General features: G+C 39.5%; 18 protein-coding genes and 1 pseudogene. 6 read left to right on the top strand and 13 right to left on the bottom strand.

Translation table 11 applies throughout. From position 1 onward, the window contains the following. Positions 1–166: 166 nt before the first annotated feature. Complete coding sequence (locus L4C37_RS15100; protein WP_137374183.1) at positions 167–661, bottom strand: DUF1097 domain-containing protein; 495 nt, start codon at positions 659–661, stop codon at positions 167–169. Between the two features lie 228 nt (positions 662–889). Further along, a complete protein-coding gene (locus L4C37_RS15095) occupies positions 890–1,795 on the bottom strand; it encodes a LysR substrate-binding domain-containing protein (protein ID WP_137374182.1) in 906 nt (301 codons plus the stop codon). A gap of 283 nt (positions 1,796–2,078) precedes the next feature. Here L4C37_RS15095 and focA point away from each other — a divergent pair, with 283 nt between their 5' ends. Next, positions 2,079–3,530 (top strand): formate transporter FocA, encoded by a 1,452-nt coding sequence (gene focA, locus L4C37_RS15090; RefSeq protein WP_137374181.1) that lies wholly within the window; start codon positions 2,079–2,081, stop codon positions 3,528–3,530. A 403-nt stretch (positions 3,531–3,933) separates the two neighbouring features. On the opposite strand, the gene L4C37_RS15085 is transcribed toward focA, so the two are convergent. From L4C37_RS15085 to L4C37_RS15075, 3 genes are all read right to left on the bottom strand, one after another. Beyond that, entirely contained in the window at positions 3,934–4,503 is a 570-nt protein-coding gene (locus tag L4C37_RS15085) for a YceI family protein (protein WP_429769066.1), read from the bottom strand. Next, positions 4,500–5,039 (bottom strand): cytochrome b, encoded by a 540-nt coding sequence (locus tag L4C37_RS15080; RefSeq protein WP_429769065.1) that lies wholly within the window; start codon positions 5,037–5,039, stop codon positions 4,500–4,502. The genes L4C37_RS15085 and L4C37_RS15080 overlap by 4 nt, the downstream gene beginning before the upstream one ends. A 155-nt stretch (positions 5,040–5,194) precedes the next feature. Next, positions 5,195–5,440, bottom strand: coding sequence for a DUF2164 domain-containing protein (locus tag L4C37_RS15075; RefSeq protein ID WP_137374370.1), 246 nt, complete (start codon positions 5,438–5,440; stop codon positions 5,195–5,197). Between the two features lie 192 nt (positions 5,441–5,632). Between L4C37_RS15075 and L4C37_RS15070 the strand changes: the two genes are divergently transcribed. Further along, on the top strand, positions 5,633–6,268 hold the full coding sequence (locus tag L4C37_RS15070) for a hypothetical protein (RefSeq protein ID WP_372265922.1): 636 nt from the start codon (positions 5,633–5,635) through the stop codon (positions 6,266–6,268). 550 nt (positions 6,269–6,818) lie between these two features. After that, on the top strand, positions 6,819–7,556 hold the full coding sequence (locus tag L4C37_RS15065; protein WP_429769064.1) for an EAL domain-containing protein: 738 nt from the start codon (positions 6,819–6,821) through the stop codon (positions 7,554–7,556). 298 nt (positions 7,557–7,854) lie between these two features. Here the strand turns inward: L4C37_RS15065 and L4C37_RS15060 are convergent, their stop codons facing one another. Genes L4C37_RS15060 through L4C37_RS15050 form a run of 3 tightly spaced genes read right to left on the bottom strand, consistent with a single transcriptional unit; the run spans position 7,855 to position 13,036 of the window. Continuing rightward, positions 7,855–10,911, bottom strand: coding sequence for an efflux RND transporter permease subunit (locus tag L4C37_RS15060; RefSeq protein ID WP_429769063.1), 3,057 nt, complete (start codon positions 10,909–10,911; stop codon positions 7,855–7,857). Then, entirely contained in the window at positions 10,908–11,963 is a 1,056-nt protein-coding gene (locus L4C37_RS15055) for an efflux RND transporter periplasmic adaptor subunit (RefSeq protein ID WP_429769062.1), read from the bottom strand. The genes L4C37_RS15060 and L4C37_RS15055 overlap by 4 nt, the downstream gene beginning before the upstream one ends. Further along, a complete protein-coding gene (locus L4C37_RS15050; RefSeq protein WP_429769061.1) occupies positions 11,963–13,036 on the bottom strand; it encodes an efflux RND transporter periplasmic adaptor subunit in 1,074 nt (357 codons plus the stop codon). Before L4C37_RS15050 ends, L4C37_RS15055 begins: the two co-directional genes overlap by 1 nt. Positions 13,037–13,193: 157 nt before the next feature. Here L4C37_RS15050 and L4C37_RS15045 point away from each other — a divergent pair, with 157 nt between their 5' ends. Next, positions 13,194–13,928 carry a TetR/AcrR family transcriptional regulator gene (locus L4C37_RS15045; protein ID WP_273296645.1) on the top strand — a complete coding sequence of 245 codons (735 nt, stop codon included), beginning with the start codon at positions 13,194–13,196 and terminating at the stop codon, positions 13,926–13,928. A 113-nt stretch (positions 13,929–14,041) separates the two neighbouring features. On the opposite strand, the gene L4C37_RS15040 is transcribed toward L4C37_RS15045, so the two are convergent. From L4C37_RS15040 to L4C37_RS15030, 3 genes and pseudogenes are all read right to left on the bottom strand, one after another. Then, positions 14,042–15,313 carry a DEAD/DEAH box helicase gene (locus L4C37_RS15040; protein WP_429769060.1) on the bottom strand — a complete coding sequence of 424 codons (1,272 nt, stop codon included), beginning with the start codon at positions 15,311–15,313 and terminating at the stop codon, positions 14,042–14,044. Between the two features lie 57 nt (positions 15,314–15,370). Further along, positions 15,371–15,981 (bottom strand): annotated as a pseudogene (locus L4C37_RS15035) (acyl carrier protein phosphodiesterase). A gap of 219 nt (positions 15,982–16,200) precedes the next feature. Further along, complete coding sequence (locus L4C37_RS15030; RefSeq protein WP_137374170.1) at positions 16,201–16,389, bottom strand: hypothetical protein; 189 nt, start codon at positions 16,387–16,389, stop codon at positions 16,201–16,203. Between the two features lie 300 nt (positions 16,390–16,689). Between L4C37_RS15030 and L4C37_RS15025 the strand changes: the two genes are divergently transcribed. Continuing rightward, complete coding sequence (locus L4C37_RS15025) at positions 16,690–17,940, top strand: aromatic amino acid transporter (protein WP_137374169.1); 1,251 nt, start codon at positions 16,690–16,692, stop codon at positions 17,938–17,940. A 287-nt stretch (positions 17,941–18,227) separates the two neighbouring features. Beyond that, positions 18,228–19,658, top strand: a complete 1,431-nt coding sequence (locus tag L4C37_RS15020; protein ID WP_137374168.1) for a methyl-accepting chemotaxis protein — start codon at positions 18,228–18,230, stop codon at positions 19,656–19,658. 171 nt (positions 19,659–19,829) lie between these two features. On the opposite strand, the gene L4C37_RS15015 is transcribed toward L4C37_RS15020, so the two are convergent. Both L4C37_RS15015 and L4C37_RS15010 read right to left on the bottom strand, forming a co-directional pair. Next, positions 19,830–22,919, bottom strand: coding sequence for an efflux RND transporter permease subunit (locus tag L4C37_RS15015; RefSeq protein WP_429769059.1), 3,090 nt, complete (start codon positions 22,917–22,919; stop codon positions 19,830–19,832). A gap of 10 nt (positions 22,920–22,929) precedes the next feature. Next, positions 22,930–24,027 (bottom strand): efflux RND transporter periplasmic adaptor subunit, encoded by a 1,098-nt coding sequence (locus L4C37_RS15010; protein WP_429769058.1) that lies wholly within the window; start codon positions 24,025–24,027, stop codon positions 22,930–22,932. Between the last annotated feature and the right edge of the window lie 23 nt (positions 24,028–24,050).

Genomic DNA, 24,050 nt, shown 5'->3' with positions numbered 1-24,050 from the left:
TTTCATATCAGAATACTTTATAGATTGATCTGATTATAACTTCTATTAAAAAAGGCACACCAAATGGTGTGCCTGTATAAAAACATATACAAATTAATCGGGGGTTAATCTTAATCCTTACAGTACAACCAACATTGTGTAAAAACTGATTTAAGCTTTCGCGTGCTTAAGCTTTTACTTGTTTAGAGTGTTGTTCTGGTAATTCAGAAGATTGGTTTGATTTTTCATGAAGCCATAAGCCCGTTGCTTTCATTAAGTATCCAAATACACCACCGAGCAGAAGTGAAGGCACAACAAGTTGCCAATCACCTGCTGCTGCAAATGTCGCACAACAACCAATGAAGGTACCAGGGATGTACCCTAGCCAAGCTTGTTTTGCTTGAATACACATAAAGAAAGCAACCACAGCCGTAATCACATAACCCAGAATTTCAAGACCTGCAAATGTTGAGCTGTGAATAATCACCATCGCCCAAAAAACGCCAGTCATGTTTGTCAGTAAGCTACTCAATAGCCCCTTAAACCCGGCAGTAGGTGAAGCAAAGTAGCTGGTGCACCCTAAGAAACCAGCCCACGAGAGTAAGCCAAAAGAAATGGCAATCCATCCCCAAAGACCTGACAAAATACCTGTTGTTAAAGAAATTGCGACTAATGTACTCATACTATTTCTAAACATTCAGTAGTTGCTGTTGCTACTACCTGTTTAGCCTCATATAAAATCAAGTATGCATACTATGTGAAGAATGGACTTTTTCTAGCGATCTAAATCACACTAACAATGTACGGTGGATTAGGTTTATCACAATAAGGAGACCGATATCGCTTAATCAACAGATATCGGTATCTAGGTTTGGGTGGGATTTTTATGAATATTATCTAAATTAGAATCTTAAAGGACCGATGGTCTACCTTTCATCATTCGTTTACCTTCTTGCTTTATACATTCAGCAAGCGGGTTTTCAGACATATCGGCACGCCAAATAAATGAAAGTGTTCTTTCCATTTCTAACTGCGGCACATTCAGTGTTACTAACTGTCCTGATTCGATAAAACGCTCTACATCTAAAAATGGTAAGCATGTTAGATATTGACCATTCGCAACCAAACTTCTCAGTACAGGAACGTGCTCATACTCACGCCATACATCAAGATCTGAAATTAAATGATGAATAGAGCTATCAAATATTTTTCGAGTGCCAGAGCCATGTTCACGTAAAACCCACTTTGCTTGCTCTAATTGAGCCAAACTGACCCTTTCACGTTTTGCAAATGGATGATGAGCCGATGCAACAACGGTTAAATGGTCTGTACACCACACTTCTTGATTCACTCGGTTGTCGTCACAGCGCCCTTCAATCACACCTAAATCATATTTGTAATCCAGAACTCCATCAATCACAGCTTGGGTACTTTGCACTCCAAGTTCAATTCTCATTTCCGGAAAGTCGTTATCAATAATACTGATGAGGTCTGGAACTAAGTGCTCTGCTGGAGTTTGGCTCGCGCCAAGTTTAAGTTCACCACTTAATAGATGCTGCTCATAAAAGCCCATCTCAATTTGCTGAGCATCTTGCAATAAACGCTTGGCTTTGGGTCTAAGCCACATCCCCCAATGAGTAAGCGCCATTTGCTTCCCTTGCCTTTCAAACAAAGGTCTGCCGAGCATTTTCTCTAGTTGTGCAAGCGACATACTGGTCGCGGATTGTGTCAGGGCTAACTTGTCAGCAGCCTGGCTCACACTGCCGGACTCTGCAACAGCGTCAAACACCGTTAGTTGCTTAAGTGAATAGCGCAATTTTCTTCCTTAATTTTATTGTCATTATTTGTGGATCCATCGCTTTATAAAACTGACGTTGTAAGCAATCAATTTCATTTTACCCTCTGAAAAATCTATATCAATATTTTTGATAAGGTTTTTAAAAATTATCAATTTTACCTAAGCACCTTCGAGCCGTAATCTGATTTGGCAGCACAGAAACACGGTCTGCAAAAACAAATAAATAAACACTTTTACTCATTAAACACTGACTCATTAAAACACTAGGAATTACGTATGAAGGATTGTTCAAGGAGGTGGTATGGCTGCCAGTACTTCTGAAAATCATCAATTGTTTTCACCGACAGAAATGATGGCTGAAGCTGAAAAGTTTGCATTAAGTAAAGCCAGTAAAACGAGCGGGATGACAATCAGCTTAGCCATTATGGCAGGTGCTTTTATCGGCTTAGCATTTTTATTCTACATAACCGTAACAACAGGTAGTGCAGATGCAGGCTGGGGGCTCAGCCGCTTAGCAGGCGGAATCGCATTTAGTATGGGGCTTATATTAATCGTGATATGTGGTGGAGAGCTTTTTACAAGTTCAGTTCTCTCTAGTATTTCATGGGCAAATAAGCAAATTACATTTGGCAAGATGCTGTCTATTTGGGGAAAGGTCTACCTAGGTAATTTCATAGGAGCAATGTTTCTTCTTGCTCTTGTGGCAGCGGCAGGTTTGTACCAATTAGATCATGGTCAATGGGGACTTAATGCTCTAAACATTGCACAACACAAGCTACACCATAGCCCAGTTCAAGCGTTTGCTTTAGGGGTGCTATGTAACCTACTCGTCTGCTTGGCTATATGGCTAACATTTAGTTCAGCCAATGCCATGACTAAAGCAATGATGACAGTTCTACCCGTAGCAATGTTTGTCAGCAGCGGTTTTGAACACTGTGTTGCCAACATGTTCATGGTGCCATTGGGGATTACTATCCAAACATTTGCACCTGAAAGCTTCTGGGTACAAATAGGCGCAAGCCAAGCAAGCTATGCAGATTTGAATATTGTGCAATTCGTTACCGCGAATTTAGTACCCGTAACACTTGGCAATATCGTCGGAGGTGCAGTACTCGTTGGATTAGCTAACTGGAGCATCTACCGCCGTCCACAACTAAAAGCAACTCAAGTTGCCACTATTACTCAAACAACAAATATTACGTCAGTTAAGGAAAATCCTATGAACACTAACACTCTAGTTAAAGAAATCATGAATACTCAACCTATTACTCTTAGTGTGGAAATGCCAACTGCCGTTGCTATCGATACACTTTTGGATGCTAACCAAGTTGGCGCTCCAGTATGTGACATTGAAGGTCGCTTAGTTGGATTTTTCTCTGTGCATGACGTGATGGTTGATTTGTGGTGCCAAGATTACTTACCAGTTAAAGGTCAAAAGGTTGTTGATTTAATGAGCCGTGATGTCATCGCAATTAGCTCTACAGACAAACTTGTGGATGTTGCTGAATTCTTATGCATCGATAAAGAGCAGCTATACCCAACAACAAGCATGGGCATCGCGACTCGCTTAACTTCTCTATCTCTTGAAGAGCGAGCAAAAGCGATGAAAGTGAGCCAGCCACATATGCTGCCTGTTTTAGAAAACGGCGTGATGACTGGCATGCTCACCAGAGCAGAAGTAATGAAGTCATTACGACCAGTATACGGTGATCGTTTGAATATTGTAGAGCCAGCACAACTAGAAACGGCGTAACTAAAAACCTTAGCTGTAAGAGCATTAGTTGGTAAAACAGTAGTTAGAACGCTAATCATAAAGAATTAGTCGCCATACAACGTTAGGCTAATAGTTGGATAATAAGTAACAAATCTAAATCCACAAAGATTAAAATAAATAATAATCAAGTGGTTAGTATAGATTTAGTGAGTATAGTTCTAGTGAGAATACGGCTTAAGTTAATATGATTCTTGCTAGACGCTCTAGAAATGAATAGCTTAAATTCAGCATAATAAAAAGGCGCAAAGTAGTAATACTTTGCGCCTTTCTTCATTCTATATTTTTATGCACTCAGTCGATTGCAAAATATGCATGCTTCTTAAATTTAGAAGCCACTCACTGAAAGCATATACCTAGAAGACTCTAGGCTAAGCAAATACTACTATTTTTTTACACCTTCAACATGCAGATCCATATCTACATAGCTTGAAGCGCCCATTACTGGAATGTTGAAATCAACAAGCTCTAGACGAGTAGTACCAACGAAACCAGCACGCTCTCCGCCCCAAGGGTCTTGACCAGCACCGATGAACTCTGCAGCTATTGTAATAGGCTTAGTAACACCATGAAGAGTCAAGTCACCCATCACATCTAGTTTACCATTACCTTTATCAACAACTTTTGTACTGTTGAATTTAGCGTCGCTAAATTTGCTTGTGTTGATAAAATCTTTACTACGGATGTGCTTATCACGCTCGGCATGATTTGAATCTAAACTAGTTGTATCGATAGTTACATTTACTTTAGACGCTTCAACGTTGCTTTCATCAAAAGAAAAATCGCCTGAGAATGTGTTAAAGCGACCTTGAATAAAGCTGTAACCTAGGTGGCTTACTTTAAAGTTTACTGATGCGTGCGCACCTTTTGTATCAATCACATAATCGGCTGCGTTTGCTGCAAAAGGCATTGCCATTGCGAATGCTAGTCCTGTAGCGATAATTGATTTTTTCATTTTGAAGCTCCTATCATTTTTCGTAACGTATCGTCTTTGTCGATAATATGATGTTTAATTGCAGCTAGAGCGTGTACTGACGCCATGATGATCAGCACCCAAGCTGCGTAGTAATGAACTGAACCCGCAAGATCAGATTGATTTTCAAATAATTCACCTAAACTTGGAACGGTGAACAAATTGAATACGTCTATTCCTCTACCATCTGATGTTGAAATCAAATAGCCCGAAATAAACAATGCAAATAAATTAATGTACATAAAACCATGCACTAGTTTAGCCGCAACAACTTCATAAGGTTTCCCTTCAACAGAAGGTGACGTGGTCACATGCTTCCAAACGATTCTAATTAGAGTTAAGGCCGCTAGCAAAATTCCAGCAGAACGATGTAAATCAGGGGCAGTTTTATACCACTCACTATAGTAAGAAAGATCAACCATCCATAAACCTACACCAAATAAGCTAAAAATAGTCAGCGCTGAAATCCAGTGGATTGCTCGAGCAACTGCATTATAATTTTTGATTTTGTTTTCCATGAATAACCACACTAATACAAATGGGAATGATTTCGGCTAACTTTAACGTTGTGCCCCTTCTTGTTACACATTATTTACCAAGCTTTACATAAAGGACACAGGATGAAATGAATCAACTTATTCAAAATTTTCGAACAAGTCGTGCTTTCCCTAGCTTAAATCTCAACAATTTGCTCAATTTCATACAATTCATCTGCAATATCTAACATTTTTCTTTCCATTACTTTTTGAGCATCTTCAATACCTTTGTTGTAATAAACGGCTCCAAACTTCTTACTTACAAAATCAACAAGAAACTCTGTATCAAATTGACCGAGTTCGACATCAAGCTCATCTTGTAGGTAAACTTGCAATGAATCGGTTAACGCTTTTTTTTGATTTTTGTCTAACTGAATGTCCATCATTAATCCTCTTTTTTTACAATAATTTAAAACACTCATTATCATATCGCTAGCTACTCAGATAATTACTCGCGCTATTGTTTATTTTTGATAGAGAGATCATGAACTAACTATTTGATGATAGTCATCTCAAATGAATTTACCGTACTATGACAAACTCTCAATTTCATTACCTGGTAGTAAGGGTGCTCATTGTTATTAGATCTCGTCATTCAAAGTGTCAATCTGTTTCAAGACGATTGCCTAAAGCTCTGTGAACGCCATTACCCAACAGTCCATAATCAAGGTATTAGTGAGCATCATATCGGTAAGGCATTTGCCAGAAGAATGCAGCACACCTTTCTCAGCTTCGAGCATGCTTCTGAAATTAGCCCCTTAGATACAGTCGAGTCACCGGATTACCCGCATCATTTTAGAATCTCTTCCGAAATTGGGACAGTTTGGGTGATCACTCATCATATGGTCAGTGCAGGAAAGGTATGCCGTAAGAAATTAATGTCAGATATTCAAAGTTGGCAACAAGAATATGGCTTTGCAATACAACCTAATGACTTACTAATTTTAATTAGTGACCATTGGATCGGTAGAAATAAAAATAGCCGAGAACTTCTTCATTGGTGGATGGGTGAACTTCCTGATACTGTCAATGAATATACGCAACAGGGTATCACTTTATATAAAAGTGACTCGCAACTTGCGCATATCCTAAGCGATAATTTCAATATAAGTCCTTGTTATATAAAATTTGGACATCCATTAAAGCGTTCAATAAATCAACAAATGGTAAGGAAATATATTCAACTTTATGCCGTTCTTCAATGGCAATAGTTATTATTACTTCTCACTTTAAAATACCTTTATAATTCGACATTCATCGCAAGCTGAAAATATCGTCATAACATACAAACCCTCACTCATTCGAACCTTTACCCACTAGGTCTCAAGTGATATTTGATTCATATGCAGAAACAAAATGTAATCGATTACTAGAGTTAATTTAGACACTCGTCCATAATCGATAAATAATCATCCGTTAATTACATAGTATGCTTACTTATTATTTTCATTTCTGATAATACTAAGACTATATAAATTCACCCAATATATTAGCCATGTATTTTCAATGGTATACAGTAAAAAGTTTCAAATAAAATGTAAGTTTTGGGGGCTGTGATTGCATATTAATTAGCTAAATGGGGTGTTATTCTAAATACTCGAAATTGGGCTTTATTAATTGACAATTCACTCATACATGTCAATATTGTGACACTTGGTTAAACAATGGCTTCACCATTGTAATGTATTACTTGTAGCGTATTAAACTATGATTTTAAGTGAGAGAAGTGAGTTTATAAGCTGCATATACGTCGATGACGACATGCAGTTTGTAGCTGATTACAAAAATTTGACGCTGGGCAGTGTTTATCAACCCATATTTGATTCAACAATGACTCAAATCGGTGTTGAGGCATTAGTCCGTATTGTTGATGACAAAGGCAATACTGTACGCCCTGATGAGTTTTTTCATTCTGATGCAACCTGCAATACAGATAAGATCAATGTTGAGCGCTTAAGTCGAGTCATTCACATTAGAAACTTTGCTCAATCAGATATTTCTCACCTACATCTTTTCTTAAATGTCTTACCCAATGTAGGCGAGTTATTTGCTGTTGAAGACGTAAGTGATAGCCTGTTAGCTAAACGCCTTGTTGAACTTAATTTGTCAAGTAGTCAAATTGTCATGGAGCTTGTTGAGCTCGATGCAAAATGCGAAACCAATCTCAAAATTGCTGCAAGTTCATTAGCTGACAATGGTTTTCAAATCGCTATCGATGATTTTGGTTCAAATGCTTCAACAGTCAGTCGCGTTAAGCTAATTGCACCACACATTATCAAAATTGACCGCTCTCTCATGCTTGAGTTCGAGCAAGGGAATTCAGAGAAAATTGAAGTCGCCCTGTCTTTAGCAAAAAAAATGAACGCTAAAACTGTTATTGAGGGTATAGAAACACCAGAACAACTCAATGCGATGCAAAATCTTGGGTTTGATATGTACCAGGGCTACCACCTTGCAATGCCTGAAAAAATCAACCTGAACACTCAGCAAACAGGTTAAACAACCTATATTTAAGGCCTGTTCTCCCTGAACCAGGTCTTTTTACATTAATGGTTTCTCACCTACTCCACTAATTTCAAGTTCTGACTTCTAACTACCAATTCTTCGTATTAACAGTAATTGTTCCACTGTAATCACTACCAGCATGTGGAATTTACTTCCACTTTACCCTCACCTCTTTTTTACTTCTTATGTTTCTATGTATAGCTTCCACAAAAAAACAATTACTTTGTTAACCGCTAAAAAAACCCAGTCTTTCGACTGGGTTGGCTAAAGAATCACGAGATTAAAAATCCTTTTATCCGGCAGTGGATGGTTTGATTCTATATAAGATAGCGAACATCACAGGTACAACGATTAATGTAAGTACCGTAGCAAAGCCTAAGCCTGCCATTATTGTTATTGCCATCGAGCCAAAAAATGCATCAAATACCAAAGGTATCATGCCTAAAATAGTGGTTAACGCTGCCATTGAAACAGGTCTAACACGGCTAATTGCACTATCAACTACAGCTAAGTAAGGGTCTTTACCTGTTAATAGTTCGCTGTTGATCTGGTCAAGCAGTACAATACCGTTCTTCAAAATCATGCCGCTTAGGCTCAGTAAGCCTAAGAATGCTGTGAAGCTGAATGGCATATTGGTGCTCAACAGACCAATAGACACACCAATGATTGATAGAGGTACTGTGAACCAAATTACGAGAGGCTTACGTACCGAGTTAAACAGAAGCATAGTGATGATGAACATCAGCAAGTAACCCATTGGCAACGAACCAAACAGGGACTCTTGCGCATCTTTAGAACTTTCGTATTCACCACCCCAGCTAATGCCATAGCCTTCTGGTAAATCTAATGCTTCTACCTTTGGTTTCACACGCGCAAACAAACTCGCAGGCGTTTCATCCCCAAGTACATCGTGGTCAGCCAGTACCGTTAGTGTACGTTTTCTATCTCGACGCTGAATCAGTGGTTCTGACCATTGAAGCTCTACACCATCAATCACCTGTTCAACCGGAATGTAAGTTTGCAGCGATGGGCTCCAAATCTTCACTTTGTTCAGTGATTCAAAATCAAAGCGTTCTTCTTCTGGTAAGCGCGCTACGATTGGCAGCATGTGCGTACCATCACGCAATAATCCGATGTTATAACCGCCAAATGCCATTTGTAGCGTTTCTGACAGATCAGTTTTTGAAATACCAAGACGACGCGCTTTTGATTCATTGAACAGTGGAACTAACTCTTTAGTACGTTCACGCCAGTCGTGGCGAACATTTCTCGAGCCAGGATCCGCTAGCAAGATATCTTCTACTTCCACTGCTATGTTTCTCAGCACTTGTGGATCAGCACCAATGATGCGCGCTTCAATTTTCGAAGCTGGTGAAGGACCAAATTCAATCAATTTGAGTTGGAATGTTGGTTGTTCAAATTTGTTGGCTAAGTCCTTGTCTAGCTCTTCTAGGACTTTAAACATAGTGTCACGGTCAGTCGTTCGAACTTGCAATTGACTGTACGCTTCGTAGCTTTTCTCAGGTTGATATGTCAGAGCAAAACGTTGCATGCCCTGCCCAACGGTTGTTGTTACAAACTCCACATCATCTTGATTACGAATATAGCTTTCAACTTTTTCTGTCTGTTTGATCGTTTCACGGACATCAGTGCCTTCTGGCATCCACATATCTACGTAGAACATTGGTGTATTTGAAGGCGGGAAGAACTGTTGCTTCACCATACCGAAACCAACAACTGATACCGCAAGCAATGCAATCATGCTAACTACAGTTACCCATCTAAAACGTAATGCTAATTTTAAAGAGGCGCCAAACACAACGAATAGGATGCCTTTGTAAGGATCTTCGTTTTCATCAACCTTATCTTCTTCTTTAAGCATCATCTCAGCTAAGAATGGCGTCAGCGTTAGTGCGGTTACCCAGCTCAAAAACAATGAGAAACACAGCACCCAAAACAATGAGCCCATGAATTCTCCGGTTGCATCTTTCGATAAACCGATAGGCGCAAAGGCAGTGATAGCAATAATGGTTGCGCCTAGTAGTGGCCATTGTGTTTGCGTCACAATGTCTTTAGCAGCTTGAAGTTTAGTCTTGCCTTTTTTCAAGCCAACCAAAATACCTTCAACCACAACAATCGCATTATCCACCAGCATACCCAGAGCAATGATCAAAGCACCCAGCGAGATACGGTGCAATTCTACATTGTTGTAGTCCATGAGAATGAAGGTGCCGAAAACAGTCAACAAAAGTACTAAACCAATGATTAAACCACTGCGTAAACCCATTGCGAAAAGCAAAACGATAATAACAATCGCAACGGCTTCAATCAGACTAATTAAAAAGTCAGCAACTGATTTATCGACTTCCTGCGCTTGGTTGTAGAAATAGTTAAGCTCTACACCCGCTGGTTTAATGCTTTCTAAGCGATCAATTTCTGCATCAAGTGCTTTACCTATTTCAACAACGTTTACGCCTGATGAAAATGCAATGCCGATATTGATGGCTGGCTTGCCATTGTAAGTTAGTACATTTCCGGGTTTCTCTTGGATTCCTCGTGTAACGTCAGCTACGTCTTTTAATCGAATCAAGTTGCCCGTATCACGACCATGAATGATCAGGTTTTCAAGCTCTTCAACCGTACTCAATGTACCATTGGGTTTGATTGTTAAGCTTTGACCATTCAACATAACTTCACCAGCAGAAACTACATTATTCTGCTGTGCTAATAGTGAATTCACGGTACCCATATCTAGGTTAAGAGCAGCTAACCTCTCAAGGGACATCTCAACAAAAAGTTGCTCTTGTTGGTTACCAGCAATGCTGACTTTACCAACACCTTCTACCAATTCGATTTCTCGAGTCAGGTAATCTGCGTATTGCTTAAGCTCAACGTAGTCATAACCATCCCCTGTCAGCATCATCATCACGCCAAATACATCGCCAAAATCATCGATGATTTGAACAGAGTTAACACCACTTGGAAGTGTCGGTTGTAGATCGTTGATTTTACGGCGCATCTCATCCCAAATTTGTGGCAGCTCATCAGGACCGTAATCCATCTTCATACTAACCATAATTTGAGACATACCATTCGACGAGGTTGAAGTAATCTTGTCGATATAAGGAAGCTGTCGTATCTCTTTTTCAAGTGGATAAGTCAGTTCCTCTTCAACTTCCATTGACGTAGCGCCAGGGTAAGTTGAAATAATCATTGCATCTTTAATGGTAAAAGCTGGATCTTCTAAACGGGATAGGTTGCCAAAAGAAGTCACACCGCCAATGGCTAAAATGACTAGAAATAGCCAGCTGATTACTTTATTTTTTATTGAATATTCTGCGATGTTCATTCTGTTTTTCCTGACAATTTGATTCCGTCACGGAGTTTTCTTAGATTTGAATTTACGAGTAGCTCGCCTTGTTCAACACCATGAGCGATAAGAGCCCCTTGACCGCTGATCTTGTCAACTTCAACTGCGCTTCTGAATGCTTTGCCATCATCCATTTTCCAAACATAAAACTGGTTTTCTGCAGCACCCGCTTGCAGTGTCGTCATTGGGAGCAGGTAACCTTGTACATCACTTAAACCAGCTTTTGCCATATCGACATTTACCGTGACGCTTGTACCCGGGAGAATCTCATTTTCTGGTTGCGGCATTTGCATCCAAAATTCATAAGTACGAGATTGAGGGTGGAGTTCACTTGTGTGCTCTAAATAAGTCAGTGGGTATTGATCAATGTGACCACCAAATGTTGCTTGAGGATGGTAGGAGCTTGAGCGCATTTCAGGGCTAATTGATGCCAAGATAGAATCTGAAACTTGAATGCGCACATACACTTTGTCGTTTTGATAAACACTTAATAACGTTTCACCTGGTGTCGTATTTTCAAAACGCTGTTTATCTACTGTGGAAATTGTTCCCGAGAATGGTGCTAGAAGTTCGGTATAGCTTAGTTTACGTTTTGCAGCAGCAAAATTAGCCGATGCCAACTTATAATTAGCCGTCAACTGATCATGCTCTGATTGCGAAAGCATCTTTCTGCCAAACATCTCTGTACCACGAGCCAACTGCTTACTTGCAAGTTGGAACTGCGATTTAGCATCCGTTAAATCTTGAAGATAAGTAGCGTTGTCTAGAGTTGCAAGTAGCTGCCCTTTTTCGACATTATCGCCAGCTTCAACCAATACTTGCTGAATTTCGCCAGACAACTTAAATGCCAAAGGTGTCAGTTCAGCAGGCATAACTTGACCATTAAAGCTTCTGAATTGATCAGTAAGTGGTGCGTCAACTTCAAATGTTGAAACTAAAAGAGAAGGTTGTTCTCGGTGAGCCACTTCATTGTTGCAAGCTTGCAACAGCAATGCAGACAAAACTACAACGGATAATTTAGAAAGGTTCATTAAATACCACCCTCACGTAACCAAGCTTTTACTTGCTGTCCATCAGATAACACATCTACACCTGCTTCTACGATAAGGTCTCCAGAGGACAGACCATCGATCACATTGCCTTGACTATTTAGAGTAACTTCAACTTTAGAGATAAGCTGTGAATCTGGGTTATAGCGCCACAGTTCACCACTATCTGCGTTTTTACTTAGCCAAGCTGAATCAACAATTCCAATACCGTATTCAGATTTATTTTTCTGAACTTCAACTTGCGCTGTCATGCCTGAAAGCAGATTAATGTCTTCATGTTTTGCAATAGACACAACCGCCTCATAACTATTAGTGTCTTCATCTGGTTGAGTTGAAATTTCTTTAAAACGAGTCGGTATGCGAATGCCGCGGTGGCTATCCATTACAACCCACATATTTGAATTGGATAGATCTTGAATTGAGCGGTCTTCCAGTTTCGATACCGGAATAGAGAAAGTTACATCCATTTCGCTGTGGTTTAGAATGTTAAGTACCGGCTGCTTTTCTGCAATCAATTGATATTGCTTACCAAATACCATAGACACTACACCATCGAATGGAGCGACTAATGCGGTATAGCCTAGGTTCGTTTTTGCTTGGTCTAACTCAACTTCAGCCGCTGTAAAAGTGTTTACGGCTTGATCGTAGTAATCAGTACTTACAAGTTTTTTCTCATACAACTCCGACGCTTGTTTGTACTGGCTATTTGCTAAGTCAAAACTAGCCTGTGCAGCATCAACCGCAATACGGAAGTCTGTTGCGTCTAATACAGCTAACACTTGACCTTTCTTTACTTCTTGCCCCATACGAACAGAGAAAGTTTCAATATCACCACCGACTTGAAATGAAAGTGCCGCGCGATCAGTTGCGTCAACTTTAGCAATAAAGCGATCTAATGCCATTTCACTCTGCAAAGGCACTTCAAACAACTTTACTGGTTTAACAACCAATTCATTTTCTTCTGATTGAGCTTTATCACACCCGGTGAGAACGCTGCTTAACAGTAACGCCATAATCGTAATGCTGATTACTTTAATAGACCTATTGGGCTGCATAATGCATCTCCATTTATCATTATAATTTATTACACAGGTGTGCAGTATATTGAAATTGAGACATTACACAAGTTTTACTTTCCACGTGTACAGTATTTTTTATTATGACAAAAACAGTGTAGAATCTATTCCAGCTATTATTAATGTAGAATTTGATATGACAGAGAAGAAGCAAGGCAGAAGAAGCGCAAAAGATGCTGAAGAAACACGCTTTCAAATTATGACAGTTGCTGCAGAGATGTTTTGCGACTTAGGTTATGAGCGTGTATCACTAAGAAATATTAGTGAAAAAGCGGGTGTCTCTCACAGCCTTATTCGTCATCACTTTGGTAGCAAAGAGAAAATATGGCACTCAATAAGTGATTGTTTACACTCATACTTTCAATCTTACATTAGTAAGATAATGCAAGAGCTACCAAAAGACATTACGCCAAACATCTCCATTTATTTGTTTTCTATGCGACTTTTTACCAACATGATTCATTCGCGTAGACCTATGCAATTACTCTCGGATTCCGTTCGTCAAACAGACAATCTAGTGGATTACTTCATCGACAATGTTGGTGATCTTGAATATGAAATTAATATGTTGGCTGACCAATTTAACGATGCTAACCCAGATAACATCGTCAATATTTACGAAATAAAATGGCAAATGATCATGTATGCCAATGGAGCCGTCTGTTTGACTCCGTTTATGGAAAGCACTTGGAACGAAGGCGATATGAAAGCCACTTCTGAAGAAGCTTTGATGAAGCATTGGCAAATGTTCAATTCACAAATGATCAGTAAGTTTCAAGTTGAAGATGAGTGGGTGCTTAACCCGAGTTGTCTAGAAGATCTGATTTATGATGTGCCTTGTGTTTGGAAATGTAACCACGATCAAGCGTAACCAGAAAGAAAATACAACTTTACTTTCTCAGATACAAAAATGCGCCGTTACAGAGTTTCTGTAACGGCGCATTTTTATGTGTAATCAGTTAATACCTTAACAAGGGCGATACCTTATCGACGGGATTGACCTCGACCTTGATGAATTTTCAATTTAGCTTTCATCTTTCTTTTTTCTGACGAGCGGCTTTTTCCTCGCCCACCACGTTCTGGTGCAGAGTCATCCACCAAACTTGGCTCAAAGCCTTTGAGCCACTCTTGAGGAAGTCTATTACCAAGCAAAGTCTCAATAGCTTCAAGAAGATATTCTTCGTCACGTCCCATTAAAGAAACAGCAAGACCGCTATTGCCAGCACGCCCTGTTCGACCAATTCGATGTATATAATCTTCCGCTTTATAAGGCATATCATAGTTCACAACTTGTTCTAGCTGCTGAATATCGATACCACGAGCGGCTACATCAGTTGCAATTAGTGCTCTTACTTTACCTGATTTAAAATCATCTAGTGATTTTTGACGCGCACCTTGGCTTTTATCTCCATGAATGGAAGCAGCTTTAATTCCATCTAACTTTAATTCTTTTACAAGGTCATCTGTGCCCTGCTTTGTTTTAGTGAAGACTAATACTTGTTGCCAGTTTTTAGAGCCAATTAAATAAGCAAGTAACTCACTTTTACGCTTTTTATCCACTGGATAAACTATCTGTTTAACCGTTTCAGCTGTGCTATTTTTCGGCGTCACCTGAATTTCACTAGGTGATTGCATCATTCGGTGAGCAATCGTTTTGATTTTATTATCGAATGTAGCTGAAAAGAAAAGCGTCTGACGAACATCATTCATGCGTTTCAAAATACGCTTAATGTCAGGTAAGAATCCCATATCAAGCATTCTATCTGCTTCATCTAGTACCAAAGTCTCAGTCTGGCTTAACATGATATTTTTTGTAAAAACATGGTCAATTAAACGACCAGGTGTCGCGACAAGAATGTCGGCTCCTGACCTCAAATTGTCGGTTTGTACTTTCATACTTGTACCGCCGTACGCAACCACAATCTTAAGGTCGGTTCCTTTTGCATAACTCACCAAGTTATCAAACACTTGCTGGGCCAGCTCCCTTGTCGGCACTAAAATCAATGCACGAACTAATTTAGGGTTTGGGATCACGTTATCTTTTGTCTCAATTAATCTTTGAATAATAGGTAAGCCAAACGCTGCCGTTTTACCAGTACCGGTTTGTGCGCCTGCTAAAACATCTTTGCCTTCTAAAACCAATGGTATTGCTTGCTCTTGCACGCTGGTGGGCGTTGTGAAGTTCAGCTCAGATAACGTCGACAATAATTGCTCAGTTAAGCCAAGTTGATCAAAGGCTTTGGTGGATTCAGACATAATAAGTTGCTCAAAGATTAAATAGGCGCGGATTGTAGCAAACCTACATAAAACTGTTTAGCTTTCGTGATTATTTTTCTGTATTTCAAGCTGATTGAATTGGTAGGCGTTCATTAACACGATAGGATAGAAAGACTCAAAGTGACACTGTAGCGAACTGTAGTGATCCTCTAAATCTTTAAAGCAGTGTGCCAGCGCTGCTAATTTTGGCCTTCTTAGAGCCATGCGTTGCAGACGACTTCTATCGACTCCATGCTTTGATAAGACTCAAGCCAACGACCTTGACTCATTTTCTCGTGAACAAATACGAAGTTTTCAGACCAATGCGGTTCAACTTCATGCTGAATCGTTCGATGTGAGTTTTGACAAAAGTTGAATAACGGCTGTGGGTGATACTTTGACCAATTCTGAGCGAGGCAATGATCCCAAAACACATCTAAAGCAATTGGCGAATAACGACGAGTTTCATTAGAAAATAACCGCTTACACTGCAAAGTTATCTCGTGAGTGTCCGTAAAACTATCAACAAAACGATGAAGCTTAATACCAGCACATAATTCAGGATTATAGTGTTTTGAAGGATCACCTTTAACAAAATCTCCCAGTAAATTACCGGCAAGACTACTTTTGCAATGCTGAGCGATATGAAGATGGGCGAGAAAATTCATTGAACCTCATTAAAGCATGCTTAATCGTATACGGTTGTGAACGTATTCATCATCTCTACTACAAATAGAAAACATTGACTATAAACTTATTGTTTGAAAGCTTATTTTTTGATGATGTAATTCTAGCGAACTTTACGAGGTTCAGGTTAAACAATGTGATAGCTAAACAAGTTAATGGTTAATAAATCGATGCTTAAGCTAATTAATAGTTAGCGCAAATTATTCAGCTGGTTTGAAGATGTCTTCAGCGAGTTGCTGAATCATTTGCTCATAATCTGATAACTGGATACCAATTTCCATGGCATCTAGCAATTCCAAGTTTTCTTCGTTTGTGTATTGGTCACTCATATTGTGCCCTTCTATTCCTTGATTCGGACCTAGCGTCCATTTACTGATAACGTCTTGCACCAGTACTTTTTATCAAACTAGTTGTATCTAATATATATGACAGTTTTAAGACAAGACCAATCTCATAAATTTATATTTATGAACAAGATCATGGTAAATCGTTTGCGTTTCTGCCGACCTCATTAAAAAACCAAAATGCGTAAACATTAATTTACAGTGGATATTTTATATTACATTTACAGTTGTAAATTCCATTAAAATTCTACAAAATAGAGTCATACAAGATGATAACAGCTATTTTACCACCTAAAATTGGTTTAATTATCTTAAACAAACCCTCTACGTAAAGAATTATATACAATGAATAAATCAAAGGTTTTTGGTAGTACTTTGATCATTGCTGGCACAACAATTGGCGCGGGCATGTTAGCTTTGCCACTTGCATCTGCTGGGATTGGTTTTTCAACATCTTTAATTTTAATGCTAATACTTTGGGCATTAATGGCATTTACCGCTTTGCTGATGGTTGAATTACATCAATTCGCGGATAACGATGCGACTTTGCATACCTTAGCTGAGAAAATTCTAGGGACAAAAGGGAAATGGGTAGCGAGCTTTGCTGTTATGTTCCTATTTTATGCTTTATGTGCGGCATATATTGCTGGTGGTGGTTCACAGTTTAACCAACGTATATTCGACTTATTCGACATATCTCTTGATAGCCAATTAACCACACTTTTATTCACTGTACTGGTCGCAGTAGTCGTGACGATTGGTACGCACAGTGTTGATAGAGTCAACCGAGTACTGTTCAGTTTAAAACTTATAGCAATGGTTTTAGTACTTAGTTTCTTAGCGCCTAACATCACTTCTCAGTACTTAATGAGTATGCCAATCCAACAAGGTTTAATAGTTGCAGCGATTCCCGTTGTTTTTACTTCATTTGGTTTCCACGGCAGCATTCCATCCATCGTCAAATATTTAGATGGGGACGTAAAATCTTTACGTAAAGTAATGCTCATTGGCTCTGCATTACCATTGATCATTTACGTCTTTTGGCAAGGGGTAACGTTAGGAGTGGTTAGCCAAGAAACACTATTGGCAGACTCAAGTTTAGGGGCTTTGCTTGTGTCTTTATCTCAGACCGTTCAGCAATCTAATTTAAGCGTAATTGTAGGTATCTTTGCTGATCTAGCACTGTTAACTTCATTTATTGGAGTGAGTCTTGGACTATTTGAGTTCATGGGCGACTCAATGGGGAAACATTTAGGCAGTGCTAAACGCGTTAAAACTGCAATCATTACTTTTGTACCGCCTCTAGGGTTTGCTTTATTTTACCCTCAAGGCTTTATCACCGCACTTGGTTATGCCGCAATTGCATTGGCTGTATTAGCCATCTTACTGCCTACCATCATGGTTCATAAAGTACGTACCCAACCTCAATCCTTAGTAATGGCAACATCGGTTCCAGCTTCTAATGCTAGCCAAACAGAAAGCTTATACCAAGTACGCGGAGGCTCTAAGTCTCTTATTATCGCAGGCGGTATCGGGTTACTTATCATTAGCTTTCAATTGATGATCTCTTTTGGGATGTTACCTTCTCTAGGTTAAGATTCCGTCGCTAAAACAGCCCCTTAATTATTATTAAAGGCTTCTTACTATAGAAGCCTTTTTATTTTAGAAGTACACATACATTCTGCAACTTCTATACTAATAAATTGTTACAAGTATAGTCAGCCAACCCAAAATAATACCAAGTTGCATATTAATGAAAATGCTTAAGATCTCATAAATATGATTCATGTAACACTATGTTTCAAAAATAGCAGATTTGTATCACGTTTTTATTAGGTCGTGTTTATTAAAGTTCAACGTAATGGATATACCGTGGAGTCTTTATGAAAGAAGTTGAATTTCGAACGATAGATAAATTATTTATTAAGATGTCTATCAACGATAAAATGTGGGTAATTTTCTTTATCTTCCTTATGGCACTGAGCTCTGTTTCTGGTGCTCGATATTTTTCAAGTGTCGATAAAATCAATGATAGTGCAAAACAGCAAGTTGAAATGAAACTTGATGGGATACTCACGGTTCTGGATAACCCTTCAGAGCAATACGGTAAGCTTCAATCAGCTTCATCACCAAGTGACACCATCATCAATCGAAACGGTTTAGTTACGGCGACTGCACAAGGAAAAGATGGAAAATACTATTCTCTTTCACTCCCAAGCAGCAATACAGAACAACAGAAGCAGCAAGCACTTTATTCTTTCCTTTTAAGCTACTTGTGGTGCATTCCTTTTGCACTCTTTGTGTATTGGGTGGCAACCTTCCTTGGTGGTGCGCTTTGGGTGCTTTACTCAACCACACAGAAAATTGGCGATGGAGATTTAACTTCTCGTTTGGGCTTCCACCCAGGGCGAGATGAGTTTGGTACGATTGGTTGTGCACTGGATCGCTCAATGGACACATTAAGTGAACTAGTGAATAACGTAAATGAAAGTGCATCGACATTAAGCGAAACATCTTCATCATTTGAAACTGAAATGAAACGTAGCGAAAGCCAGATTTCTAGTCAGCACGCTTCACTTGATTCGGTAGCTACTGCAATGGATCAAATGACAGCTTCAGCTCAAGAAGTATCGAACATTTCGGCTCGTGCTACTCAGCAAAATGAACATGATGCACAGCATGTACATAATAGCCATGCAAAAGTTCAGCAAGCTATTTCTGAGATTTCGACTCTTTCAACATTAATTGAACAAACTTCGTCTTCAGTGACAAGTTTGAACGAAAATACCAACCAAATTAATGAAGTGATCACCACGATTAATGCTATTTCAGAACAAACTAACCTGCTTGCCTTAAACGCTGCGATTGAAGCAGCACGTGCTGGTGAGCAAGGTCGAGGTTTCGCAGTAGTAGCTGATGAGGTTAGAACCCTTGCGAGTCGAACTCAATCTGCGACAGTTGAAATACAAGCGATGATTGAGAAACTGCAAAGCGAAAGCCAAACCATTGCAACTATCACTCAGCAAACCGTTAGTCAGGCTCATACGAGTAGCGACTTAATTTCCAATATTGGTGGTGACGTCAATGCGATTGCAGATTCTGCACAAGCTTTAATGGATATGAGCATACAAATCGCGACATCTGCCGATGAACAAAGTAGTGTAGCAAATACTATTGCGGCGGAACTTAATGACATTCGAAGCCAATCTGATGTGATACGAGAAGTTGCTCAAAGCTCATCAAGCGGCGTTTCAAAGCTAACCGATGCTTCTGTAAACTTGTCTAATACACTTGCTCGATACCGTACTAGCTAAAAAAATCAGCAGTTTACTTACGTAGATAATGAAAAAGGACTCAAAATAGAGTCCTTTTTTGTACATCATAGCTTTAGTTCATCATAGCTTTAGTTCATCATTGCAACGCTTCGACCAACTATAAATAACGACAAACCTAGATTCGAGCAACCATACAGTGACCTACCTAACCTACATTGACACAAGTTCCTTACCAGCTTTCGCATCGTTTGGTTCGGTCTGAACTTGATCATGTTCTCTAAAAAATAAGCTATACAAAACAGGTACCACACCTAAAGTAAGTAAAGTCCCTACCGCCATACCAAAAATCATCACAATAGACATTGAGTACCAGAATTCACCACCAGATATCGCAAGTGGTACAAGACCAAGAATAGTCGTCAATGTTGTCATGACAATCGGTCTGAAGCGAGTTACACAGGCTTCAATGATAGAATGGTTGATATTCCTACCTGAATTACGATTTTGTTCAATACAGTCGATTAGAACAATCCCATTATTAATAATAATACCTGCAAGACTGAATATCCCTAACATCGCCGGAAACGTAAAATACGCATCCATAATCAGCAGTCCTGATACCGCACCAATTAAAGACAAAGGAATCGTCAGTAAAATAATCGCCGGTCGGCGTATTGAATTGAATTGCAGTAGCAGCAATAAAATCATAGCAGCGAAACATTGAGGCAGGTAACCAAACAGAGCACCATTAGCTTTGCTCGCACCTTTAAGCTCTCCTCCTAACGCAATATGATAGCCCGGCGGCAAATCGATTTGCTCAAGAGTCGGTTGTATGAGCTTATTCAGCTCACTGGCTTGCAGTGATTCATGCTTGAGACTTATTGTTACTGTTCGCTCAAGGTTAAAGCGTCGAATGATAGATGCTTCACTTGTCGGTTCAATCGTTGCAAACTGTATCAATGGTAAAGCAGCACCATTAGTTGACGATATAATTTGAGTCGTGAATAGTTTATCTATCGACTTTTCATCTTCAGATGCTTTTACCACAACAGGAATCACATCCTCATCGTCACGATAACTTGTGACCTCATGCCCTCTTAAATAGCTGTCTAAGCTTGTCGCTATATCTCGGCTGCTAACTCCAGCTCTAAGAGCCTGAGCTTGATCAATATTGAGTACAAGTTTAGGAACATTGTTTTCCCAATCATTACGTATACCAACCGCACCAGGCACTTGCCTTAAAGCAATTTCTATATCTTTTGCGATATTTTGAATAACTTTGATATCTTTACCAACTACTTGGTACTCAACTAACCCAAGCTCCGTTCCGCCAAGCCACATGCGTTTTGCTTGTCCACTGGCTTCTGGTAGCTGCTGGGTAATAAAGCGATTTGTTTTATTGACCATGGTCAGTGCAGATTCATAGTCTTTTGTATTCACGACCATAAACACTCGGTTTGGCACTCTATCAATGGGTGATAAAGCAAGGAAAAACCTTGGTCCACCATCGCCCACATACCGAACAGTACTAACTACATCAGGGTTTTCTTTGGCATCGAGCAACCAATTATCTAGACGTGTAGATACCCTATCTGACTCTTTAGCTGTTGTCCCAGCGGGGAGATCAACAAAAACAAGGTACTGATTACGTTCAGAACCTGGCATAAATTGCACGGTAACAAACTTAAACCCATAGATTGATACAGCGAAGATCATCAAAACGACTGTTAAAGTAATGAATCTCATTCTTAAAATTCCGCTGATAAAGCGGCGATATAATGAATGAAATAATGACTCAGGATTAGTCGTTACAGTTTCATTACTTGGTTTAATGAACCACACGCACATGACAGGTGTGGCAAACAAGCATAAGAACCAAGAAGATAACAAGGCAACGGTGATCACTTGAGACAGTGAGCGTAAGTATTCGCCTGTAACGTCTTGTGCCAACAATAATGGCATAAACGCTAAGATGGTCGTTAATGAGGACGTTAATAAAGGAACTGCCATTGATTTTGAGGCTAAAATTGCCGCTTCAGTTCGTTCCACCCCTTCAGATATTTTACTCTTAATGAATTCAGCCACCACGATGCCATTATCCACCAGCAAACCTAACGATATAATAATAGCGGCAATAGACATCCTCTGAAGCTCAACCCCCCAAAGGGACATTCCTACAACGGTCATCAAAATCGTTAAGGGCACAATGCTTCCAACGATAAGCCCCATACGAACACCAAGAAAGACCATAACCACAGCCAGTACAACCGCGACCGTTTGCATTAGGTTAGTTGTTGCAGAGCTTACAGATGCGTTCACTTTGTCAGGCTGAAATGTCGCGAGGTCGAGCTTCATACCAACAGGGAGTGCAAGCTGGCTTTCTTCTAAAAACTCGCGGACTTTAATTCCAAATTCATCACTTTGGCTGCCAGATGCCATTGAAGCCGCAATAATGACCGCTCTTTTTCCATTAAAGTAAACTGGCGTGTTGAATGGATCTTCATACCCTCTTTTTACGTCCGCTAAATCACGTAAGTAAACAGTGTTACCAGATTCTCTTTCTTGGAGGTCTAAATTTAGAATTTCATCAACAGTATTAAAGTTTCCTGTAGGTTCAATTTCAATTTGAAGAGTATCACTTTCAATACTCCCACCAGGAAGAACAACATTACGAGACTGTAGCGCTGTAACTATCTGACGAAATTGAAATTTTTCATTTTCAATTGCACCACTTCTCGTTTTAACCCAAATTCTTTCTTCATTAACCCCGTACAGTTCGACCTGTGAGACAGTTTGGATACTACTCAATTGATCTTGAAGATCTTCTGCTGTTTTTCTCAGTTCGCGGTCATCAAATCCATCACCTGTAAGTGCAATCGTCGCTGAATACACTCGCCCAAATTCATCATTAACGATAGGACCAATTGTTCCATCTGGTAATTCGCTTTTAATGCTGTCCATTCGGTTTCGTAACGTGTCCCAAATAGGCTGTAGATCGAAGTATTTATCATCCACCGTTACCGTGATTTGAGAAACTCCAGTACGCGACCAAGATTTAATTTCTGTCACTTCAGAGATCTGTTTAATCTCTCTTTCAAGCGGCTTGGTAATAAAGTTTTCGATTCTATCCGGCGACATCCCTGGAAATTGAGCAACCACAATAGCATTACGAATCAAAATTTCAGGGTCTTCTTTACTCGGCGCATTCTTGAATGTGCTGATGCCTAAAACAAAAAGCATGATTAGAAATACTTGAGTAAAACGGTGGTACTTTAAAGCAAGTTCGGTAATTTTATACATATGAGAATCCCTATAGCCCTTCCCATAATGTGACTTCTTGCCCTTCATATAAGAATGGGATACCGGCAGTCACAACTTGCTCACCTTCAACGAGGTTATTTAAGACAACTACTTCTGAATTGATATTTTTCTTTATTGATACATGGCGCTTCTCAAGACGCGATGTTGTCGGATCAACAATATATATCGCAGCATTTTCTTCAGTGTTTGCTCCTTTATCATCGAAGTTAAACGCTTCTAATGGTAATAGGACAACATTTTGGCTCGTACTTCCTATATTAAGTTGGATGTTTGCTGACATGCCATTTCGCAGTGCTGAGGAAGGTTCACTGAGTACAAGTGTTACTGCATAAGCATTACCTCGTTTCACAACCGCACCTATTTCTGACACTTGCCCAATAAATACGGTGTCGTTTAGCGCTGGAACTATAATTTGAATTTTCTCGCCGAATGTCACCTCTTGGATCAAAGCTTCAGGTAAAAGAAAATCTACTTCGTATACGAAATCATTCACTAACTCTAAGATTTTTTGACCTGAATTGACCTCAGTGTAATCGTCAATAAACACTTGGCTAATTTGACCAGAAAATGGGGCGTATAATTTGGCACGCTCAAGGTTTAATTCTGCATTTGAAAGGTCGGTGAGAGCTAATTGCTCCTGTTGGTGTTTAGCATCAAATTCGGCGTGGATAGCATTAAGTTCAGAATCGGAAACGAAGCCTTTATTATTTAATTTTTCAGATCGTTCGAATTTATCTTGAGCTTGAAGGCGTGAAGCTTTTGCTGCTCCTACCGATGCTTGCGCCTTACGAAGTGCTAATAGGAGGTTACTGGTTTCAAGTTGAGCAAGCACTTGACCTTGCTTTACTTTGTGCCCTTTGGAAACAAGTACATGATTAACTGTACCACTGACTTGAAAACTGATTGGTGAAGTTTGGGCACTTCTAATAATACCCGTAAGTTCTCGGAATTGAGTGTGGGATTGATAGACAGCTTCAGTATATTTTACGCTTCTTACCGGTTCGTCAGAAACAAGATTTGAACTATCTATTTTTTCATTACAGCCAGACAAGATTGCTGCGGATACGAGCAAATAAAAAAATTTCACAATTAAGCCTAAAGGTTATGGTA

The sequence above is a fragment of the Vibrio kagoshimensis genome (genome assembly GCF_050337535.1).
In the GTDB taxonomy this organism is placed as follows: domain Bacteria; phylum Pseudomonadota; class Gammaproteobacteria; order Enterobacterales; family Vibrionaceae; genus Vibrio; species Vibrio gallaecicus.
This window is presented reverse-complemented; position numbering and strand designations above follow the sequence as displayed.